General features: G+C 61.1%; 28 protein-coding genes, 2 tRNA genes and 1 pseudogene. 10 read left to right on the top strand and 21 right to left on the bottom strand.

Features of this window, described 5'->3' with window-relative positions; all coding sequences use genetic code 11:
• Nucleotides 1-16: 16 nt before the first annotated feature.
• Nucleotides 17-578: pseudogene (locus CK221_RS02160) on the top strand (type IV secretory system conjugative DNA transfer family protein); the annotation flags it as partial.
• A gap of 724 nt (nt 579-1,302) precedes the next feature.
• Here the strand turns inward: CK221_RS02160 and CK221_RS02155 are convergent.
• From CK221_RS02155 to CK221_RS02105, 11 genes are all read right to left on the bottom strand, one after another.
• On the bottom strand, nt 1,303-2,541 hold the full coding sequence (locus CK221_RS02155) for an integrase arm-type DNA-binding domain-containing protein (protein ID WP_095776684.1): 1,239 nt from the start codon (nt 2,539-2,541) through the stop codon (nt 1,303-1,305).
• 212 nt (nt 2,542-2,753) lie between these two features.
• Nucleotides 2,754-2,829, bottom strand: a tRNA-Phe gene (locus CK221_RS02150).
• 157 nt (nt 2,830-2,986) lie between these two features.
• Nucleotides 2,987-3,208 (bottom strand): DNA gyrase inhibitor YacG, encoded by a 222-nt coding sequence (yacG, locus tag CK221_RS02145; protein WP_095776494.1) that lies wholly within the window; start codon nt 3,206-3,208, stop codon nt 2,987-2,989.
• Entirely contained in the window at nt 3,205-3,831 is a 627-nt protein-coding gene (locus tag CK221_RS02140) for a Maf-like protein (protein WP_066993800.1), read from the bottom strand. Before CK221_RS02140 ends, yacG begins: the two co-directional genes overlap by 4 nt.
• 19 nt (nt 3,832-3,850) lie before the next feature.
• On the bottom strand, nt 3,851-4,069 hold the full coding sequence (gene infA, locus CK221_RS02135; protein ID WP_006200926.1) for a translation initiation factor IF-1: 219 nt from the start codon (nt 4,067-4,069) through the stop codon (nt 3,851-3,853).
• A gap of 196 nt (nt 4,070-4,265) precedes the next feature.
• The gene (locus tag CK221_RS02130) at nt 4,266-4,730 is read right to left on the bottom strand and encodes a low molecular weight phosphatase family protein (protein WP_082954052.1); all 465 of its coding nucleotides are present in this window, start codon (nt 4,728-4,730) and stop codon (nt 4,266-4,268) included.
• Nucleotides 4,718-5,203, bottom strand: coding sequence for a UPF0262 family protein (locus tag CK221_RS02125; RefSeq protein WP_066993793.1), 486 nt, complete (start codon nt 5,201-5,203; stop codon nt 4,718-4,720). Before CK221_RS02125 ends, CK221_RS02130 begins: the two co-directional genes overlap by 13 nt.
• 2 nt (nt 5,204-5,205) lie before the next feature.
• Entirely contained in the window at nt 5,206-6,498 is a 1,293-nt protein-coding gene (gene hisD, locus CK221_RS02120; protein WP_095776493.1) for a histidinol dehydrogenase, read from the bottom strand.
• A 9-nt stretch (nt 6,499-6,507) separates the two neighbouring features.
• Nucleotides 6,508-6,939 (bottom strand): DUF2948 family protein, encoded by a 432-nt coding sequence (locus tag CK221_RS02115; RefSeq protein WP_066993786.1) that lies wholly within the window; start codon nt 6,937-6,939, stop codon nt 6,508-6,510.
• Between the two features lie 78 nt (nt 6,940-7,017).
• Nucleotides 7,018-8,310, bottom strand: coding sequence for a UDP-N-acetylglucosamine 1-carboxyvinyltransferase (gene murA, locus CK221_RS02110; RefSeq protein WP_066993783.1), 1,293 nt, complete (start codon nt 8,308-8,310; stop codon nt 7,018-7,020).
• 141 nt (nt 8,311-8,451) lie between these two features.
• Complete coding sequence (locus CK221_RS02105) at nt 8,452-8,670, bottom strand: hypothetical protein (protein WP_143749012.1); 219 nt, start codon at nt 8,668-8,670, stop codon at nt 8,452-8,454.
• A gap of 182 nt (nt 8,671-8,852) precedes the next feature.
• Here CK221_RS02105 and CK221_RS02100 point away from each other — a divergent pair.
• Both CK221_RS02100 and CK221_RS02095 read left to right on the top strand, forming a co-directional pair.
• A tRNA-Thr gene (locus CK221_RS02100) sits at nt 8,853-8,927 on the top strand.
• Nucleotides 8,928-9,102: 175 nt separating this feature from the next.
• The gene (locus tag CK221_RS02095; RefSeq protein ID WP_095776491.1) at nt 9,103-10,590 is read left to right on the top strand and encodes a tyrosine-type recombinase/integrase; all 1,488 of its coding nucleotides are present in this window, start codon (nt 9,103-9,105) and stop codon (nt 10,588-10,590) included.
• A 135-nt stretch (nt 10,591-10,725) separates the two neighbouring features.
• On the opposite strand, the gene CK221_RS02090 is transcribed toward CK221_RS02095, so the two are convergent.
• From CK221_RS02090 to CK221_RS02080, 3 genes are all read right to left on the bottom strand, one after another.
• Complete coding sequence (locus tag CK221_RS02090; RefSeq protein ID WP_143749011.1) at nt 10,726-11,043, bottom strand: hypothetical protein; 318 nt, start codon at nt 11,041-11,043, stop codon at nt 10,726-10,728.
• 59 nt (nt 11,044-11,102) lie between these two features.
• Complete coding sequence (locus CK221_RS02085; RefSeq protein ID WP_245430562.1) at nt 11,103-11,780, bottom strand: thermonuclease family protein; 678 nt, start codon at nt 11,778-11,780, stop codon at nt 11,103-11,105.
• A gap of 159 nt (nt 11,781-11,939) precedes the next feature.
• A complete protein-coding gene (locus CK221_RS02080) occupies nt 11,940-12,407 on the bottom strand; it encodes a hypothetical protein (protein WP_095776489.1) in 468 nt (155 codons plus the stop codon).
• A gap of 400 nt (nt 12,408-12,807) precedes the next feature.
• On the opposite strand from CK221_RS02080, the gene CK221_RS02070 reads away from it, so the two are divergent.
• Complete coding sequence (locus CK221_RS02070; protein ID WP_095776488.1) at nt 12,808-13,695, top strand: RNA ligase family protein; 888 nt, start codon at nt 12,808-12,810, stop codon at nt 13,693-13,695.
• 73 nt (nt 13,696-13,768) lie between these two features.
• On the opposite strand, the gene CK221_RS29550 is transcribed toward CK221_RS02070, so the two are convergent.
• Nucleotides 13,769-14,008 (bottom strand): hypothetical protein, encoded by a 240-nt coding sequence (locus CK221_RS29550; protein ID WP_143749010.1) that lies wholly within the window; start codon nt 14,006-14,008, stop codon nt 13,769-13,771.
• A 176-nt stretch (nt 14,009-14,184) separates the two neighbouring features.
• On the opposite strand from CK221_RS29550, the gene CK221_RS02065 reads away from it, so the two are divergent.
• The 3 genes from CK221_RS02065 to CK221_RS30100 all read left to right on the top strand — a co-directional run bounded on the left by CK221_RS02065 (nt 14,185) and on the right by CK221_RS30100 (nt 14,869).
• Nucleotides 14,185-14,367 carry a hypothetical protein gene (locus CK221_RS02065; protein ID WP_095776487.1) on the top strand — a complete coding sequence of 61 codons (183 nt, stop codon included), beginning with the start codon at nt 14,185-14,187 and terminating at the stop codon, nt 14,365-14,367.
• Nucleotides 14,364-14,585: a DUF768 domain-containing protein gene (locus CK221_RS02060; RefSeq protein WP_095776486.1), complete on the top strand. Its 222-nt coding sequence runs from the start codon at nt 14,364-14,366 to the stop codon at nt 14,583-14,585. The genes CK221_RS02065 and CK221_RS02060 overlap by 4 nt, the downstream gene beginning before the upstream one ends.
• A 107-nt stretch (nt 14,586-14,692) precedes the next feature.
• Entirely contained in the window at nt 14,693-14,869 is a 177-nt protein-coding gene (locus CK221_RS30100) for a hypothetical protein (RefSeq protein ID WP_179295060.1), read from the top strand.
• Nucleotides 14,870-15,250: 381 nt separating this feature from the next.
• Here the strand turns inward: CK221_RS30100 and CK221_RS30095 are convergent, their stop codons facing one another.
• Complete coding sequence (locus CK221_RS30095) at nt 15,251-15,427, bottom strand: hypothetical protein (protein ID WP_179295059.1); 177 nt, start codon at nt 15,425-15,427, stop codon at nt 15,251-15,253.
• A 93-nt stretch (nt 15,428-15,520) separates the two neighbouring features.
• Entirely contained in the window at nt 15,521-15,673 is a 153-nt protein-coding gene (locus CK221_RS29545) for a hypothetical protein (RefSeq protein WP_179295058.1), read from the bottom strand.
• Between the two features lie 759 nt (nt 15,674-16,432).
• Between CK221_RS29545 and CK221_RS30090 the strand changes: the two genes are divergently transcribed.
• Entirely contained in the window at nt 16,433-16,609 is a 177-nt protein-coding gene (locus CK221_RS30090; RefSeq protein ID WP_179295057.1) for a hypothetical protein, read from the top strand.
• A gap of 605 nt (nt 16,610-17,214) precedes the next feature.
• On the opposite strand, the gene CK221_RS02050 is transcribed toward CK221_RS30090, so the two are convergent.
• Complete coding sequence (locus tag CK221_RS02050) at nt 17,215-17,508, bottom strand: hypothetical protein (protein ID WP_095776484.1); 294 nt, start codon at nt 17,506-17,508, stop codon at nt 17,215-17,217.
• Nucleotides 17,509-17,518: 10 nt separating this feature from the next.
• Nucleotides 17,519-17,731 (bottom strand): hypothetical protein, encoded by a 213-nt coding sequence (locus CK221_RS02045; RefSeq protein ID WP_143749008.1) that lies wholly within the window; start codon nt 17,729-17,731, stop codon nt 17,519-17,521.
• A gap of 42 nt (nt 17,732-17,773) precedes the next feature.
• On the opposite strand from CK221_RS02045, the gene CK221_RS02040 reads away from it, so the two are divergent.
• Nucleotides 17,774-18,091, top strand: coding sequence for a hypothetical protein (locus CK221_RS02040; protein WP_095776482.1), 318 nt, complete (start codon nt 17,774-17,776; stop codon nt 18,089-18,091).
• Nucleotides 18,092-18,148: 57 nt separating this feature from the next.
• Here CK221_RS02040 and CK221_RS02035 read toward each other — a convergent pair whose 3' ends face one another.
• A complete protein-coding gene (locus tag CK221_RS02035; protein ID WP_095776481.1) occupies nt 18,149-18,439 on the bottom strand; it encodes a hypothetical protein in 291 nt (96 codons plus the stop codon).
• A 254-nt stretch (nt 18,440-18,693) separates the two neighbouring features.
• Nucleotides 18,694-19,122, bottom strand: coding sequence for a MucR family transcriptional regulator (locus tag CK221_RS02030; protein ID WP_095776683.1), 429 nt, complete (start codon nt 19,120-19,122; stop codon nt 18,694-18,696).
• Between the two features lie 401 nt (nt 19,123-19,523).
• Here CK221_RS02030 and CK221_RS02025 point away from each other — a divergent pair, with 401 nt between their 5' ends.
• Entirely contained in the window at nt 19,524-19,901 is a 378-nt protein-coding gene (locus tag CK221_RS02025) for a helix-turn-helix transcriptional regulator (RefSeq protein ID WP_095776480.1), read from the top strand.
• Nucleotides 19,902-19,921 lie beyond the last annotated feature (20 nt).

Below are 19,921 nucleotides of genomic sequence, written 5' to 3'. Positions count from 1 at the left end.
AAGGCGGGTGGCCGGCGCGCGACAGCGTGGGTTGGTCACAACCTACGGCTCTTCGCGATGGGCCATTAACCAGGAGATCGACCAGGCAGGGTTGCTCCGGCCGGCCGGCGTTTTCCTGGGTAAACTGAAAGATCGGTATCTGTGCCATACCGGGCCAGAGAACGTCATGGCTTTTGCGCCGGCACGTTCGGGCAAGGGCGTCAGACTGGTTGTTCCAACGCTTCTTTCCTGGACCGGCTCAGCCGCATTCACGACATCAAAGGGGAGGAGTGGCAGTTGACGGCCGGCTGGCAGTCGAAGTTCTCGTACTGCCTGCTGTTCAACCCGGCCGATCCGAGTGAAAGTCCTCAAAGGTCCGAACGAGCTCCGCGACGTCCAGAACATCGCCGACATTCTCGTCGACCTCGGGGGGCGCTGGAACGCGGCGAAAAGACGAGTCATTCCCTCCTGATCGGCGCCACCCTGCCCGTGTTCTACGCCGAACAAGAAAGACGATCGCCCGTGCGTCACCTTTCTTGCCGGACCCACAACGCTCATTTGCCGCGACACTGCAGCGGATGATGACCACCAACCATCTAGCCGCCGCCATAGGCGTTGGCCTACAGCAGTGGGTTGCCGGGCTGGTGCTCTGGATCGCCGACCACAGCTCGCGGTCTTCGCAGCTCGCCGCGAGCCTTCGCAAACGTGTTTGTCCGCCACCTTCGCCCGAATGATTGGCTCGCATGCTGAATCGTTCAGAATATCACGGCAAAGCCGACCGGCTTGCCGATCATCTGCCTTGAGCCGCACTCGACGCGCACAGCATCGTCCTCAAAGGACGGCAGCTTTCAGCGCACCTTTCGGCTCCGCGGCTCCGATCTCAAGCGCGACTGAAGCCGAACTTGTAGTCAGGTGCGCGCGGCAAACTATGAGCTGAGAAGCTTGGCTCTGGCTGGGCATTTTTCTTTGACGCCGAGCGCATCGAAGCGCTGGACTATCGGCCTCATGCTAGTCGATGAAGAACGGCACGGCGCTTTCGATGGCAAGTCGCGCATTGCGAGAGCAGATATCGTCTGACTTTGCTGTTCATGCCGTCGCCGGACAAGCAAGCGCGTGCGGAAAGCGCACTCGTCGACTCGCATCATTCCAAAGGCGAGACAGACTCATACTTTCGTAGGTGAGACGATGGGACTGTCGCTCGCGCGCCTCGTGGATCACGGGAGTTCTGCTGGGGCGTCCTTTTCTGCCCGACGACGGTGGCGGGATGACCTACGCCGATCTGGTCGTGCGGTTGGAGATTCGTTTCGGCGTTTGCTGTTGGGTTCAAAGTGGGTCTGGTGTATGAACGGCAGGCTTGCCGCGTCGCCCGATCGAGTTCACTATCCCGCTTTTGCTCTCGAGTTCATCCAAATAATCTGCCCACCACTGCATCATCTTGACACGCTCTTCCCAATGCTCAGCCCGGGCGTAGGCACGACGAACGTCGTTGTTTTCGATGTGGGCCAGTTGCCGCTCTATGGCATCCGAATGCCAATTTCCGCATTCGTTTAGCAGAGTTGATGCCGTTGCTCGAAAACCGTGCGCTGTAGCTTCCTCTTTGCTATAGCCCATACGGCGAAGGGCGGCGTTAAGCGTGTTGTCGGAAATCGGGCGCGAACCCGATCGAACACTAGGAAACAACAGCGATCCACCACCAGAGATTTCTCTAAGTGAGGTCAGGACGCTGACCGCCTGCCTGGAAAGAGGTACACGGTGCGGCCTTCGCATCTTCATGCGTCCTTCAGGGATGCTCCACACCGACCTTTCAAAATCGAACTCATCCCATCCGGCCGCGCGCAGCTCGCCGGGGCGGGGAAACAATAGGGCCATCATCTTCAGGGCGGCTCGGGTTGTTGGCTGTCCATCAAACGCATTGATCGCCCTCAGCAAGCCTCCCAAGGCCTTAGGATCGGTAACTGCCGCACGCGGCGTGACCGTCGGACCGACGAGTGCCCCCCTCAGGGCGATCGTCGGATCTACATCGGCGCGTGCGGTTGCGATTGCATATCGAAACACGCTGCCGATAGTGGAGCGCAGTCGCCTAGCCGACTCGTATCGACCGCGAACCTCCACGCTGCGGAGAGCGGCCAGAATTGTGGCCGGATCGATCTCCCTAATGCTTTTGTCCCCAAATGTTGGATAGGCAAAGTCGAGCAACCATTTGACCTTGGTGATGGTCCGGTCGGCACGTCCCTCCTTCTTCAGCTTGTCGACATAATCCTCCGCGATTGAGCGAAAGGTGTCCTCTGCCGAAGCCTTTTGCGACTTACGCTCCTGTGCGGGGTCGATGCCACGTAGGAGAAGACGTTTGGCGGTATCGCGCGCCTCGCGTGCCTCAGCGAGGGAGATGAGGGGATAGCTGCCCAATGCCAGAAGCTTCTGCTTGCCCCCAAAACGATAGGCGAGGCGCCATAGCCGAGATCCGGTAGGCTGCACCCAAAGCTGGAGCCCGCCGCCGTCAGAAAATTTCACGAGCTTGGAAGCGGGTCGGGCATTTCGGCATTTCACGTCGGACAGCACCATTTTCGGGAGCTCCATTTGGCTGCATCGATACCATCAGGATCTCCAATACCATCGAAAATACCAGCCCTCCGCCTCGTTGGACCAACTACGCCGAAATTCCACAAAACACGACCAACCGCGCCTTGCGAGCGAAAATCACCAAGAATTTCAGATATTTGCCGAGACAAAAGCGTAGATGCTTCGGCGGAAGAGACTGTCGGGAGAAGGGGGGATGGTGCCCAGAGGCGGATTCGAACCACCGACACGCGGATTTTCAGTCCGCTGCTCTACCAACTGAGCTATCTGGGCCTGCGCCGGCTAACGGGATCGTCCGCCGGGTTTCACGGAAGCGCCGGGTGGCGCCCCCCTCGAAAGCGCGTGGGTTATAGCACGGGAATTCGCCCTGTCCAGCGCTTAGGTGTTGATAAAGAAAAATCGCCGGGAAACGGCGTATTGCTACGGGCCTTCACTGCTCGTCTGTGGACGAAGGGCCTTGCTTGGGGCCTCCGTCTTCTTCCTCTGCGTCGTCGCGGCCGGGAATGACGTAGGCGCCTTTCAGCCAGCGATTGAGGTCGATGTCCTTGCAGCGTGTCGAGCAGAACGGATAGTGCTCCCGCACCGAAGGCTTGCCGCATTCGGGGCAGGGGCGCTTCGGCCTCAGCGGCGTGACCTTTTCGTCCGGGCTCATGGCCGCGCGACGTGCCAGTTCTTGTGCGGCTTGAAGCCCTCGCCGGACAGCAGTGCGATACTTTCGTAGAGCGGCAGGCCGACCACATTGGTGTAGGAGCCGACCAGCTTGACGACGAAGGAGCCGGCGAGGCCCTGCACGGCATAGCCGCCGGCCTTGCCGCGCCATTCGCCCGACGCGACATAGGCGTCGATCTCCTCGCGCGGCAGTCGCTTGAAGCGCACCCTGGTCTCCACCAGCCGCTGCCTGAGCTTGCCGCCCGGCGTGATCAGGCAGATGCCGGAATAGACCCGGTGCGAGCGGCCGGAAAGCAGGCCGAGGCAGTTCACCGCGTCGTCGATCGTCTCGGCCTTGGGCAGGATGCGCCGTCCCACCGCCACCACCGTGTCGGCGGCCAGGATGAAGGCCGGCGCATAGTCTTCCTCGCTTTTCAGCGAGGCGAACGCCTTCTCGGCCTTGTCCTTGGAAAGGCGCTTCGCCAGCGAGCGCGGATGCTCGGCGCGCAGCGGCGTCTCGTCGACATCGGCGGGCAGCACGCGGTCCGGTTCGATGCCGGCCTGCTGCAACAGCTCGATGCGACGCGGCGAACCCGAGGCAAGCACGAGCTTCTGCAGAATGCTCATCGCGGTTCGCGCCGAATTGTTACTTGAAGCGGTAGGTGATGCGGCCCTTGGTCAGGTCGTAAGGCGTCATTTCGACCAGGACCTTGTCGCCGGTCAGCACGCGGATGCGGTTCTTGCGCATGCGGCCGGCCGTGTGGGCGATGATTTCGTGCTCGTTTTCGAGCTTCACCCGGAACATCGCATTGGGCAGCAGTTCCGTGACCACGCCCGGAAATTCGAGGACTTCTTCCTTCGGCATTCGATACCTTTGCTTGGATGGCGGTTCCGGGGCTTAGAGCATGATGCCGAAAAGTGTGAAGCGGTTTTCGGACGACATCATGCTCTACTCTTGATCTGGAGCCGGACGATTTCAGGTCGAACAGACCTGAACTCGTCCGACTCCAGCCGGAATTTGCGGCGGAACCTATATGATAATCGCCCGCTTGTGAACATGCTTAATCCGTCGCGTTTTTTGCTTCCGGAAGCAAGAAACGCCGGCTTATGCGCGTCTTCAGCCGCTCTCGCACATCGCGATAGGCGGCCATGATATGCTCGCGCGTGCCGCCGGTGTCGGTCGGGTCCGGCATCGGCCAGTACTCGACCTCGACGGCGAGCGAGCGGGTAAGCTCGAGCGCGGCGTGGTGCGCTTCCGGCGCCAGCGTCACGATCAGGTCGAAATAATCGTCTTCCAGCTCGTCAAGCGTCCTCGGCTGCCGCTCGCCGAGCGTGAGACCCTCTTCGGCAAGCACGGCGTCGACGAAAGGGTCGCGCTCGCCGCTGCGCACGCCGGCCGAGGCGACGAAAGTGGTGGCGGGCAGCATTCGCCGCGCCAGTTGCTCGGCCATCGGCGAGCGCACGGCATTCATGCCGCACACAAAAAGAATCGAATGCGGCAGCGCGGCCAGGACTACCCCCGCCAGTGCAGCACGCAGACGAGCGTGAACAACCGGCGCGCCGTGTCGAAGTCGATCTCGATCTTGCCGGCGAGCCGGTCCATCAGTGTTTGCGAGCCCTCATTGTGCAGGCCGCGGCGGCCCATGTCGATTGCTTCGATATGGCTGGGCGTGGAGGAGCGGATCGCCTCATAATAGCTTTCGCAGATCAGATAGTAATCCTTGACAATACGCCTAAGCGGCGTCAGCGACAGGATATGGGTAACCACATCGGCGCCATTCTGGCGGCTGACGGCGAACACCAGGCGCGACTCGGCCAGCGACAGCTTCAGCCTGTATGGGCCGGCGCCATCGTCGTTGACCGGCCGGAAACTGTTTTCCTCGATCAGGTCGAAGATCGCCACTGCCCGCTCATGCTCGACATCGGGCGTCGAACGCCCGATCGATTCGTCGAGCTCGACGTCGATCAGCCTGTCGCGGTTTTGGTGGTGGCCGGACATCGCTACATGTTCAGCCTGATCGCCACCGATCGTGCGTGGGCGTCGAGCCCTTCCGCCTTGGCGAGCGCGATGGCCGCCGGCGCCAGCGCCTTGAGCTGCTCCGGGCCGAGCTTCAGGATCGACGTGCGCTTGACGAAATCGAGCACGGACAAACCAGACGAGAAGCGCGCCGAGCGCGCGGTCGGCAGCACGTGGTTGGAGCCGCCGACATAATCGCCGATGACTTCCGGCGTGTGGCGGCCGAGGAAGACGGCGCCGGCATTGCGCATCCCGGCGAGGAAGTTTTCGGCGTCGTCGAAGGCGAGCTCGACATGTTCGGCCGCGATGCGGTCGACCAGCGGCAGCGAAGCCTCGATCGTCGGCACCAGGATCACGGCGCCGAAATCGCGCCAGCTCGCCGCGGCCGTCGCGGCGCGCGGCAGGCTCTTCAACTGGCGCTCGACCGCCTGCTCCACCGCCGTGCCGAATTCGGCATTGTCGGTGATGAGGATCGACTGCGCCGACGCGTCATGCTCGGCTTGCGCCAGCAGATCGGCGGCGATCCAGTCCGGATCGTTGTCCGCGTCTGCGACGACCAGCACTTCCGACGGCCCGGCGATCATGTCGATGCCGACGCTGCCGAACACTTGGCGCTTGGCTGCCGCGACATAGGCATTGCCCGGCCCGACGATCTTGGCGACCGGCCGGATCGTCTCGGTGCCGTAGGCGAGCGCGGCGACGGCTTGCGCGCCGCCGACGCGGTAGATCTCGGAGACGCCGGCAAGGTCGGCCGCAACCAGAACCAACGGATTGATGACACCGCCCGAGGCCGGCACCACGATCACGATGCGCTCGACTCCGGCGACCTTGGCCGGCACCGCGTTCATCAGCACCGAGCTCGGATAGCTCGCTGTGCCGCCGGGCACATAGAGCCCCACGGCATCGATCGCGGTCCAGCGCGAGCCGAGCTCGACGCCGGCGGCGTCCGTGTAGCGGTCGTCCTTCGGCTTCTGCCGCTCGTGATGGGAGCGGATGCGGTCGCGTGCGAATTCGAGCGCCTCGACTGTGGCTGGGTCGGCCGCGGCGTATGCCTCTTCGATGTCGGCCCTGGAGACGGCGATGCCGAGCCTGTTGAGATCGGCCTTGTCGAATTTCAGCGTGTAGTCGATGAGCGCCTTGTCGCCTGCGGCGCGCACGCGCGCGACGATGTCGCGCACCACCGCTTCGACGTCGGCCGACACTTCGCGCTTGGTGGTGAGGAATGCCGAAAAACGGAGCTCGAAATCGGCGTCGGTTTGGCTAAGCGTGATGGCCATCGTCGGTGCTCAGGTCCTGTGAACCGGGCGCGAGGTGGCTTCCCAGGAGCCGCCGACATCGGCGAGCCGCGCCTCGATGCACTCAACGTCGAGCATGATCGTGCCGCCTCCGGAAAAAACCAGCTCGATGATGCCGGCCGGCTTGCTGAATGCGACGAAGCTGACCGCCAAGAGCGACAGTATCTCCGCCGGCTTGTCGCGGGCGATGCCGCTGGTCTTGGCGCCCAGCACGCGGTCGAAATGCAGCACGCACTGGCGCCGTTCATTGTGCTGGCGGAAGAAGCCGGACCTCGCCTCCCAGACGAAGCGGTTCATGGTCAGCACGAAACGTTTGGCCGCCGGCAGGTATTCGAGGTCGGAGACCTTCATCACGGCGTCCTGGACGTGGGCCGAGATGATGCTCAGATCCTGGTCGTCGAGCGCGATGAGCTTGAGGGCCATGCGGAATGCGCACCTGAAGGTTGATTAGTCAATCTTCTGTTATGCGGTCTTTCCGCTCTGCGCAACCGAGGCGCTTTGTCAGCCCGAAATCCGCTCGATCACCGCGCCGCAGCCGGAAAGCTTCTCCTCCAGGCGCTCGAAACCGCGGTCGAGGTGGTAGACCCGGTTGACGGTGGTTTCGCCTTCGGCGGCAAGGCCTGCGATGACCAGCGACACCGAGGCGCGCAGGTCGGTCGCCATGACCGGCGCGCCCTTCAGCTTGGCGACGCCGTCGACGATCGCCGTCTGGCCGGACAGCGTAATGTGGGCGCCGAGGCGGGCAAGCTCCTGCACATGCATGAAGCGGTTCTCGAAGATCGTCTCGGTGATGCGCGACTTGCCCTTCGCCATCGTCATCAGGCCCATGAACTGCGCCTGCAGGTCGGTCGGGAAGGCGGGGAAGGGCGCGGTCGTCACATCCACCGGTGCGATGCCGGCGCCGTTGCGCTTGACGCGGATGCCGGCATTGGTCGGCGTGATCTCGGCGCCGGTCTCGGCAATGACGTCGAGCGCGCTCTGCAACAGGTCGGGGCGCGCGCCTTCCAGCACCACGTCGCCGCCGGTCATCGCCACCGCCATGGCATAGGTTCCGGTCTCGATGCGATCGGGAATGACGCGCACGCGCGCCCCCGACAGCGCCTCGACGCCCTCGATGGTGATGGTGGAGGTGCCGGCGCCGTGGATCTTGGCGCCCATGGCGATCAGGCATTCGGCGAGATTGACGATTTCCGGCTCGCGGGCGGCGTTTTCGAGTACCGTCTCGCCCTTGGCGAGTGAGGCCGCCATCATCAGCACATGGGTGGCGCCGACCGACACTTTCGGGAACACGTAGCGGTTGCCGTGGAGACGACCGTTCTTGGTTTTGGCGACGACATAGCCGTTGTCGACGTCGAGCTCGGCGTCCAGCGCCTGCAGGCCTTCGAGGAAGAGGTCGACCGGGCGCGTGCCGATGGCGCAGCCGCCCGGCAGCGACACCTTGGCCTCACCCATGCGGGCAAGCAGCGGGCCGATAACCCAGAAGGAGGCGCGCATCTTGGACACCAGCTCGTAGGGCGCGGTGGTGTCGACGATGTTGCGGGCGGAGAAATTGATGGTGCGCGAATAGCCCTCCTGCTGCTTCTCGCGCCGGCCGTTGACGGAATAGTCGACGCCGTGATTGCCGAGGATGCGGATCAGTTGCTCGACATCGGCCAGATGCGGCACGTTTTCGAGCGTCAGCGTGTCGTCGGTGAGCAGCGAGGCGATCATCAGCGGCAGCGCCGCGTTCTTGGCGCCCGAAATCGGAATGCTTCCGGCAAGCTTATTGCCGCCGACAATTCTGATGCGATCCATGAAAGAACGTCCCCTCGGCCCGGACGGGCCGTTTCAATCGGTTGAGTATGTCCGGCTCTAGACTATCGGCCGGTGCGGTTCAAGAAATAGGATTTCCCCATCTGTGGACCGAGTGTGATCGGCCAGTGTGGCTGATTTCCGTTAGTCCTTGTGCATTTTTCCAGCAGTCGGCAATCCTTCCGGCCGATCGTCAGCATTGCCATCCCGTCGCGAACGCGCCTGCGCCTTTCGCTTCGGCAGGTTGGCACGCAGCGCCTCGGCCAGCCGGTCCTTGCGCTCGCCGTCGCGTTTTTTCGGCGGATTTGCTTTTTGGTTCATCGCCCGTTCCCGTTGGCGGATAGCCGGCTGTGGTTCACGCATAGTTAACATTGTGGCGCCGCCATGTCATTGAAGCCTGCTCGCAAGCGGCTTCCACAGCCGCGGCATTCGACACATGCCGCGGGAAAACCGCGCAGCGATTTCGCACGAAGGCATGCGTCGTTTTAAGGTTTTCTTGGCCTTGCGCTTGCCGGTTCGTTATGGCAGAAGCGCCGCCATCGCAGGCTGCGGTAGCTCAGTGGTAGAGCACTCCCTTGGTAAGGGAGAGGTCGAGAGTTCAATCCTCTCTCGCAGCACCAGCTTAACCCATTGACCTGACTGAATACCTTGACAGGCAAGGCTCCATGTCCATTCTGTCGTTACAAAAACCGTAACAAACGGGTGGATATTGTGGCAGGCCGTGTTCGAAATCTCCTAAATCGTGATGGCCGCTATTTTGCCCGGCTCGTAATTCCGAAAGAGCTGCGTCCCTACATGGAAGGCAAGACGGAGCTGCGAACGGCCCTCGGGCCTGACTACCGGACGGCGTTGAAGACACTCCCTGGGGCGGTCGCAACCCTACAGCACAAGATAGCACTCGGCGAGCGCCGGGCAGTTGAGGCTGGCGAGCGATCTATAACCACCCGGCGCTATCCGCTGTCCCCACCCCAAATCGCGATACGCGACTACCAGGCGCAGCTGACCTTCGACGAAGACATCCGAGCCAATCACCACCAATATGCATCCTTCGACGTGGGCTATGATGAGGGGCAGCCCTTCCGTGACGGCTATTCTGGAAAGCTGTCTGATGACCAGCTTGAAGTCCTAGTTGGCGATCGTGTCGAACGCTACCGGGCTGCGGGCAATCACGCGGCGCCCAAGGGAAGCGCGGAATGGCGACAAATCGCTAGAGCCCTTTGTGTTTCGAGCTATGAGGCATTGGCGAGGCGTGGCGAACGAAACGAGGGCGTCTTCACGGGTAGCCCCTCGCATCCGTTGCTAGCGACTGTTCAGCCCCCTGGGGATGAGTGTGAGCCTGTCTCGCTGAAAGGCCTGCTGGTCGACTACCTCGATGAGCGCGCTGCGGACGGGAAGGGCAGGGAGGCACGTAAGCGCTGGACGCCCGTCTTCGCGAACTTGTCAAAGTTCATCGGTCACGACGATGCCCGCAAGCTCACCAAACAGAACCTCCTAGAGTGGAAAGACGCGAGCTTGAAGGTGCTGGCGAGCAAGACCGTCAGTGACGTCTACCTGACCTCGGTTCGGACGGTCTTGAAGTGGGCCGTCAACAACGATCGGCTTGAGACGAACGTCGCGGAGAACGTCCGGATTAAGGTTTCGAGAAAACAGCGTTCGCGCGAACAAGGCTTCACAACGGACGAGGCTGTTGCCGTCCTGAAGCTGGCTCGGGATTACCAGCCAAAACACTCCGACAATCCGCGGACCCGCGAAGCGCCCGAAACGACCGCAGCCAAACGGTGGTCGCCGATCTTATGCGCGCATACGGGCGCGCGAATTGCCGAGATAACCCAGCTCCGGAAGCAAGACTTCCGCTATGAGAAAAACATCCCAGTGGTGCGCATCGCGCCGGACGCCGGTTCGGTCAAGGCGGGGAACTATCGCGATGTTCCGTTGCACCAGCAGCTAGTGCACTTGGGCTTTATGGAATTCGTAGATGACGCTCCCGACGGGCCGCTCTTCTATCCTCCTAGCAAAAAGAAAGTTGGATCGCTTCCGGCCCGAACGGTCGCCGGTCGGGTGAGCGAGTGGTTGCAGGCGCAGAAAGTCATTCCTGAAGGCGTCAGCCCCAGTCATGGCTGGCGCCATCGGTTCAAGACGGTCGGCCGCGAGTTGGGCATCGCGGATCGCACGTTGGATGCAATCCAAGGGCATGCCGGACGCACCGCGGGTGACGAGTATGGAGACGTGACCATTGCTGCGAAGGCGGCAGCGATCGCACGGCTACCCCGGTATGAGATTTGACGGAGCGCCTCTCGCGCAGGATAGTCGATACCTTCAATGGCGAAGATCAGTGATGTGTGATCCGCCGCCTCGGCTAGCGTCTCTCAACTTTCGAATGCGTGCCGATCTGGCATACAAGCTAGACAAGGCGATTCTCTAAAACGGCTCCCAACACTGCCCGGTCAGCATCTTCATAGTGACGCAGTCAAGAACACGAGTTTCCATGCTGCCGCTGTTGCCGACGGAAACACTGTAGTCGCCCTCAGGGCAACGCACCGCCCAGCCGCCGGCATCAATGCTCGGCATCTCGCCGCGAAAGAAAATGCGCGACACGCTGCTGCATTGCGATCCGGCGGATAGAATGACGACCTGAAAGAGCAGTTTCTGCCTGGCATCCGGCTGGGTGGACGACTGATCATAGGCGTTGCCGGCGAGCGCTTGGCTTGCCGCGAGCAAGGCTGCTAGTGCGGCCACGCCAGCACTATACCTTCTGTGTGGGGACATAAGTATGACCCTCGTTTTGAAAATCGCGCCTAGCAAAGTGTCTCGCACGCAACGCCGTCACCGTCGCGATCCAGCTTGCCGCCCCATGTGCAGTTGTGCAGATACCACTGCGCGTCCTCGCACGAGCTGATTTGGGAGCAATATCGCCTCGGCTCGCATGAATAGCCGCTCTGCGCAACGAGCTTGCGACTGACGATGCCAAGCGGCTGACGCCTCGGCGCCGCGTCATTGGCGTGAGAAGCGCGCCAGTCCCATGGCGCCTCAAACTTCCCTGCCCACAATCCGACTTTAGCCGCTTCCGCCTTGGCCTGTTGCGCGGCATAGGCACCATGGCTGTAGCGAGGCCAATCGAGCGCCTGGCCGTGTTCGACCATCCATGCCGCCACGCTGGCGCCGTCGGCTCGGCGGCAGTCGCCGACAAAGCGGTGATAGCGATCCCAGGTCACGAACGTGCATTGCACCGGCCTCGAGGCGGCCAGGAAGCTATCCAGCGCTTCGGCCGATCGCCTGCCGCACGGATATTCGAAGCCCTTGGCGTCGTCGCAATATTGTTTGCTCTCCGGGGCGTCGATGCCATTGAAGCGTATCCGCTGCCCGTGGACATCAATCGTGTCGCCGTCGATGACAGAGGCGACGCCGGTGATCGGCTTCGGGGGCTTCGGCCCGATCAAGCTCTGCAGATTGATCTCATGCAAGCGCGTCGGCATGCTTCATCGCGGTTTGCGCGGCCAGCGCACCGGCCGCAGCGACTGTGATGAAGATCAGCCGTCGCGGCACGCTTGCCCAACGCAGGCGCGCGAGCGCTTGGCGCCGGTGCGCTTGCGCCGCTGATCGGAACGGTTGTCGTGCCGTGATCTGTCCATGGCCTACGCCGACCAACCCGGCCATGTGGTGTCGATCATGGGCATGCCAGCGCAGTAGTAGTCGTAGACGAATCTCCCGGTGGACATGTCGCGGCACCGCCAAATCACGCTATAGTTCGGGCCGTAGAACTGGTCCCAGGCGACGCCATAGACTTGCGGTCGCGGGACATAATAGCCGCCGCCACCATTCTTTGCTGCCGCACCGGCGGCCGCTGCAACACCCGCTACAGCAATGCCGGTCGCGACAGCGTTGTCCGTCTGGATCAGCCTGGTGCACTTCTCGGCTGTTGCACCTCGTCGAACTAGAAGCGCCGCAACTCGATTTCGATATTGTTCGTCGGGGCTGCTAGCAAGCGCATGACAAAGCGCTGAGGTGTTCTGCGCCGTCAGGTCGCTGTCGGAAACATTCGTGTTTGTTGAGCAGCTGCTTATGAATGCGGTCGCGACCGCCAGAATTGCCTTCGCTTTCATTTATTGATCCCCCACCCCGGCAAATATTGGGGGGAATTTACGAAGCGTGTCTACAACTTTGTTCTGAGATGGCCCGCGTTCCACCCCTTGCGGTTCTGGACGCTGTTATGCGTCCATCTCAAGCGATTCGTGGGTTGGCTGCTCATGCCAAATGACCTGTCGCAAATCGCGCCGATCGACCGGCTGGCGACAGCGGCGCACTCATAGAAATGGTCCTGCTCACGCGTCAGTTCGCCACCATGTCGCGTGCCGCTGATCGGCGGGCCTAATTCCGAGAGCTTCGTCATGCGGCCCTAAACACCGCAAGGCGAGGGGGTCCCGTCACTTTTCAGCTACAGCTAACGGAACACTTACGGTGGTGCGATATTGAATCAAATTCGAGTGTTGCGTTGGGGTTCGTATGCGCAAGCCTGCCGGCAGAGCCCGGCTGTTCTTCATTAAGCCCCTGGAGCCCGTCCCGGTCGAAACACCGCCGGTCAGCGACGACTGGCTGCATGAGATCAAATACGACGGCTTCCGCACCCAGCTCGTCCGCGATTGGGCAGGTGTGACGGCATTCTCACGAAACGGGCATGACTGGTCCCAGCGCTACTGGCCGATCGTCACCGCGGCCGAAAAGCTGCCGGCCGAGTCCTTCATCATCGACGGCGAGATGATCGCGCCGGATCCCGACGGCCGGCCGAACTTCCATGAGATGCATTCGCGCATGACCTGGAACGCCGAGCTGCTCGCGTTTGTCGCCTTCGATCTGCTCCACCTCGATGGCGAGGATCTTCGCGCTCTGCCGCTGATAGATCGCAAGGCGAAACTCTGGAACCTGATCGAGCCAGCCGATGGCATCGTGCAGTATAGCGACCACGTCGAGGGCAAGGGCGCTGCCTTCTTCGAAGCCGTCGAGAAGATGGGCCTCGAGGGAATGGTGTCAAAGCGGCGCGAGAGCCTCTATCGCAGCGGCAAGCTGGATTTTTGGGTGAAAACCAAATGTTGGGAGATCGGCGACTTCGAGCTGCTGGGCATTAAGCGAGAACCCGGGAAGCCCGCTGCGGCGATCATGGCGCGTGATGGCCGATATGCCGGCGCCGCCGCTGTCACTCTGCCCGCGGGTCTGCGCGAGCGGCTATGGCAGCGCGTGCAGGAGGCTAAGTCGGGCAAGCCGCCGCGGCCGGTGCCGACCGTCGCCGGCGGCGATGTCGATTGGGTGAAGCCCGGCATCAAGGCCAAGGTGCGGTTCCTCCGAGGGGAGCACAAGCTGCGCCACGCCACCATGCAGGATTTTCGCGAGGAATAGGAGGTCTGGCCGATCCGCCTGTGCCGGGTCGGCGACCATCTGGAAGGTAGATCGCCTAATTCTCGTCAACGCGTCACTCCAACCCTGAATTTTGGCCCGTCGGCTGCGGCCATCCGGATTTTTCAAACGCGGCGAGTCTCGCTCGCAGCTCCGTTGGGTCGCTACAACCTGTCTCAAATAAGAGAATAGCGCGTTGCGCCGCCTCTTGGCCTTCGGGGCTTGCCGGCCTGATGTTGAATGCGCGGCAGTAGTCGTCGACAACTCCCGCCAGGATGGCCAGATCTTCAGGACTGATGATGCCGGTGGGAACCATGATCTTTCCTCCCTGTCAGGCGGAAGCACCTGGTTTGACTTCCAAGCGCCACCGAAAGTGTCCCGGGCGGCAGGCCCGAAGCCTATGCCTGCAATGTGGCATGAGCGAGTCAAATCAGCCGGACGCTGAAACCTCGCCGACCGCGAAATGTTCTTCGTAAAACACGGAGATAGGCAATGAAGGACGGCGATGGCGAGCCGGACGGCACGCATTCGGACGAGAATATCCATCTTCTGGCAGCGCGGTTGGCAAAAGAGATGAGCGTATCGGAGGAGGAGGCGCGGGAGCTGATCAAGTTGATTGGAACAGACTGGAATTCGCTGGTGCGAGAGGCGAAATTCCTCAAGGGCCGCCATTGAGCACGCGCGGCACGAACTTCCTGCATCAATGGCTCGCCAACAACCAGGCGGGCATGATCAGCGCGGACGTCCGGTCGATCGCCGAGTTGATCCAGGAACTGTTTGCCGACGCGAAGTCGCTTGGCATCAGCAGCACTGAACTCGAGGAAGACACCGGCAGCATCTATCCAGCGATCCTCGACGCCATCATCTACCACGAAGGCGGGGCACCGGAATAGCTAGGCCGCGCCGAAATGCCCGCCGCTTACGCTCATTAGCTGCGACGGGCTTTTTCATGGGAACCAAATTGATCGAGTCGCGTTGCGGACTACTGGGGACTTTTCCTATGGCCGAAACCGGGCAAGAGCTTAGCGACCGCGCGCGGGCACACAAGCAATTGATCGTGCAGTTCCTAACCCGGGAAACTGGGATCACCGAAGCTCAAGCGCGCGAACTCATAGACATGATCGGCAATGCCCCGGCTTCGCTCCTTCGCGAGGCGCGGTTGCTGAAAAAGCTGTAGCGCGATCCAACAGAGGAGCACTGCGAACGCCGGTTAACAGACGCCCGTCACCTCCTGGCAGAAATGGCGGGCATCCGTCACTACTCTCTGGCTGCCGACGATGAAGGGACCTCATGCTCGCCGACAACGACCAAACTGAGCAATGGGCGGTTTGTTTCAGCATAGGAACCAAAGCGCTTCTCCGTGCGACTTCGGTCGCATCGGGCGAACGGAACATTCCATCAACCATCCCGTTGGTGTCGCGGCGTGTGTCCCCGGCCAAGGTTCACCGCGCCGCGTGGGGCATTTCCCCCCCCGGAGCCCGTTCGACCCCCCTCAGGCGAGCGGGCTCTTGCTTGGCGGAATCAGTGCAGGAACGCCGCGTGCGTGATACCATCACCGTCAATGGCCCTTGCCGATGACATCCGCATGGTGCGCGGGCATGTTAGCCTGGGTAGACGACACATCGCCCAGCAGCGGGAGCACATAGCCCAATTGGAACGGCTCGAATCGCCCATCGCCAAGGCGCTTGAATTCCTCGAACTTCTCGAAAGCACGCAGGAGCTTCACGAACTGCATCTATCGCGGCTGCTGGCAAGGGCTGCTGGATGAGAAGCTATCAAATGATGCAGCGAGGCGAAGGTTTGCATACAGGAAGACGCAAGCTTACGGTTAGGCTTTCCTATCCATCGTGGCAATCAGCGCCGCCTCGTCTGTCACCCCGTTCTGGAAGGCTGCGATCAACAGGCTACCCAGCCATTCCCTTTCGGCGGCGTCGGCACTTGGGGGTAATAGCTTCTGGAGCACTCTTTCAAGCATCGCCATGTCGTCGGGTCCGAGAATAATGTTTGGCTGAGAACGCATCGTGCACCCCCAGGAACCTCTGCGGCCCGGCTCGCTTAATCTAGGTGACACAGGATTATCACGGGTCGGGCCACCCCACCCCTTGAAAAGGTGGGGAGCATTGATCCTGCATCCAAATGAGCGGACTCGCAACTAACGAGATTTGCGTCTGAAGTCCGATGTTCCCGGGCACAAGTTGTTCAGCAGCGGCCTGAAGGGCGGAACTCATTTGATCGGGAACTGAACCCGGTTCCTGTAAGTTAATGCGCACCGCCGGTAACAGCCAAATGGATATCGGCGGCTGAGAGACAGCTCCCGTCTGCGACTGGAGGCGGCTATGTCCGATGACCCTGTAAATCCCTTCCCGCGCCCACTCTATAACAACGACTTTCGGCTGATCGCCGAGACAAGGGAAGCTATCGCCCGGTCCCGTCAGAAATTGCGTGAAACCAGGCCGCTGGTTGACCCGCACCGGCTAAGCCCCCTTATCACCCGGAATGCGGTCTCGATATCCGACACCAGGGATGGATGGCGCGTCGTAGTAGAGGAATGCGGTGTAGGCACGATCATCCGCTCATTCCGGGAGCGGGTGCCAGCCTTTAACTTTGCCGAAGCCCAGATGATGCGGCTTGGTCTTGATAAGATGACGCACAACTCATCGCCGCGGCCTGCATCCCGCGTTGGCGGATAACCGGAACAAAGTCCATTTCCATCCGTTGGTCGCCAAAGTGGGTTCGGACAATGGACGCCACCGGCTATTTCCTGGCTGTCTACAACGAAACGCTCAGGCTTCGCGCCGAGCGCCAGCTGATACTGGCCGCCGTCAGGGCTGAACGGGCACGAGCGCAGCGCGTCCGACTGGAAATCCAAGCAATCCGCGATAGTCAGATCTCTCCCGGCGAGGCTCAACCGGTCTAAGTTAGGCGATTTGATACAATCGCCTCCCAATTTCTGGCGGTCTGGATGTTCGCAGCCTACATCGCCGGGCATGGGTAACGGCTGGACGCTGCAAGAGCTGATCGACGCTGGCATGTCCGTCACGGGCGGCTGCCTCGACTGCCATCGACATCAGAAGCTCATGCGATCCGCGTGACCAACCAAGCCGACGGGATACTCGACAAATTCGCTCTCAAGCGAGCCGAGGGAGGAACCCATGCCGTTAACATTTGTTATATACATCTGAGCCGAATCAACCACATAGTCAGCTAGGGTCGATCGCAACGCAGTTTGCGGACTGTATGGCCCCTTGTTCTCCGACGACCGTCGACACACCCCGAGCCCCCCGCCCCGCTCGGCGGTCGTCGTCTTCTCCTTCCAGAGCAATGGTGCGATGTGGTTTGGGCCCGCATTTCATCGGTCGCGCTGCAACTCGGATATTTCGTCTTTCGGTCAGCGGTTGGCTCGCGTCTGCCGAAGACTCCATCAAGCGACAACGTCACCTTCCGGCATGGTCAGCAGGTCATGGCCCGGGCCGGCCCACGCTAGAATAGGAACGGACGTCTGGGGTGATGACGGACGGCGGGTCACGCGTTACCTTCGACCGCGCTCTCGAGATCAAGCGCGTAGGGCACCGGCAAGTAGGCGTTCGCCATCAGCCACTCGTCGACGATCGTCTCCACCAGGTCCGGCTTCGCCTTACCCATCTCGAGGGCAAGGCTGTTGAGTGCTTCGTCCGTTCGCGGATCGAGGCTAAGCCCGCTAACGTTTCTGAGCAGCAACGCGGCTCGCCTCAATAGCACCTGTAAATCAGCCCGTGTCGCGTCTGCGATGTGGTCGGCAGCGTTTTCCAGTTCATGCACGAATTGATGACGGGACATCGGCGCGCTCCTACAGGAATTTCTCTCCATCGGCCCGGTGTTCAAAGCAGAACCAATGCGGCGCCTGCTTCGGCTTGGCGAAGCCCCAACCCGCATCCTTGCTGCAGCCGTCGTGCTCGCAAATGTGATGCTGGACGCCGGCCGGCGTGGCGTGTTCGGGTCGTGGCAGCCTGATTTCGTCGCTCATGGGCAGCAGTGAACAAAATGAGAACGAAAGAGTCAAGCGGCCCCTTGACCGAATGGGAATATGTTCTCATTTCGATGTATGCCCGAGCAACCGGAAAAGTGGCCGAGAGGCGCCGCCTGGACCCTGACGCACGCCCATGATGCGGGGCAGGTAGCAGGCATCCGCTGCGCTCGCTGCAACCTCACGCGCTACTACAAGCCGCTCGAGTTGCGAGAGGTGATCGGCAACGTCACGATCGACGAGGTGCGGGACAAGGTGCGCTGCCAGCAGTGCAAGAGCCGGGAGTGGATGAGCGCGCAGCTATTCCACCCAACCGGAGAGCAGGCGCACACCATTCGCTATCGGCGCCTGGTGCAGATCCGTTGGGAGAAGCGGGTGATCTGGCGCGACGAGTAGCGCGGTCACGCCTGACAAAACAGCCGCAGCGCTGGGCCATGTGACGAGCCTTAGGTGCTACTCGTCGCTGTCCTCGTCATCGTTTCCATCGTCGGAGTGGCCGTCCCGATTCGCATCGTCCGCTTGCTCGTCGACGTAAGCTTGGCAGCCTTCGTTGAACGAACGGCTGTCGCCTTCGCAATCCCGCTCGTCAGTGATGTTGTTCCTTGCCGCCCAATCGTAGCCGGCCTCGTGTCCCGAGCAGTCATCCGTGCAATCGTAGCCATGGAACGTCTCTTGCGCGTTTGCCGGGGCAGCAAAAGAGCCAGCTAGCGTAAAGACGCCGGCCGCAACAAGAATTCTGATCATCAAAAGTCACTCCGCTCGAAGCCCCGGGCGCCGAGTAGTTTGGGACCTTGGCGAAGATGAGGCTCGATGGCCGGCCCCTAGTCCCAATCCTGGTCAGGCGTGGCGGGACAGCGGTTCCAGCTTCTCGGCGTTTAATTCGTCGATGCAGACCGGGCCAGATGCGCCGCAGTCATCGCAGCGCACCACAACTCGCCCCTCGTCTGTCACATGAGGCCTTGCGTCGTTGCTCGTGCAAAACGGGCAAGGCTCCATATTCATCGCGACGAACGCTTCTTACCAGTGTTCTTCGCCGGCTTTGCTGCCACCTTACGGCCGAGCCCGGCCGCTTTAGCTAGCGTCGACCGTTGAGCAGCATAGTTCGGCGCCACCATGGGATAATCGCGCGCCAGGTCCCATTTCTCCCGATACTCGGCGGGCGTCAGGCCATAGTGCACATCGAGATGGCGCTTCAACGATTTGAACTTCTTCCCGTCCTCGAGGCAGATGATGTAGTCGGGAAACAGCGACCGCTTCGGATTCACCGCGGGCGCCTGAGCCGGCGTCTCCGGCTCGGCCTGCGGTCCAATCTTTGCCAGTGACGAATTCACGCTTGCGATTAGATCCGAAAGAGATGCGACTGGCACCGGGTTGTTGCTGACATAGGCCGACACGATGTCGGCGGTCAGCTCAATCAAAAGGGGCATTGCCTGATGGGTCTCTTCCGGCACTCTCTTCTCCTGCGGCAGATGGAGCCGCGATCCTTATCGGCTTTGGAAACAAACGCCAAGACGGCAAGACAGAGCCGGTTCCCCCACTCCGAGGCCGGCCGCCCCGACATCGATGGCCCTGAACTTCGCTGTGCCGAGTCAGCGCAGGCCAGAAATCCTTAGCGCTTGCTATCGACCATAGGTCGGGATTCGCCGGCGGAATGAAAACACAATCGCACCTCGCAATAAGGTGGCAGCGATTCTGAGATAAACACCCGAGAAGTTCCCGTTATATTCTAGCTATATCTAAGTTGTTGACGATTACTACATAGAAAGTGAGCAAAGGCATGAGAAAATCTCAGATGGCGACATGTTCAAGATCTGAAGTATCGAAGTTCGTGGACGACCGCATCAATCAGTTGAAGGAGGAAAAGAGCCTAGAAGATATCGCGGAAGGGACCGGGTTCACATCTGTCAGCCTTCTTTCGAAAATTAGAGAGGGCGGGATCAAGGTTCCCCTCGACAGGGTCCCGGGACTTGCACGAGCGCTTGAATGCGATCCTAGAACGCTGTTCCTCCTCGCGCTCGGGCAATATCTCGACGAGGAAGCGTTGGTGAGCATCAGACAGATCATGGGACGCGGCATGAGCGAGAACGAGGTTGCCTGGATAGAGGCGCTTCGCAGTGCCTCAGACAACGCTGATCCTCCCTTGACGAACAAGCGTGCAATGATCATTCGGGCGATGTTCGGGAAGATCAGGCGACAACCTGGTTAGCAGCTGTGACATGCGGAAGC

Origin of the sequence: Mesorhizobium sp. WSM3868 (assembly GCF_002294785.1) — a bacterium.
In the GTDB taxonomy this organism is placed as follows: Bacteria; Pseudomonadota; Alphaproteobacteria; order Rhizobiales; family Rhizobiaceae; genus Mesorhizobium.
Note: the sequence above shows the minus strand (reverse complement) of the source record. Positions and strands in the feature narration are given on the sequence as shown.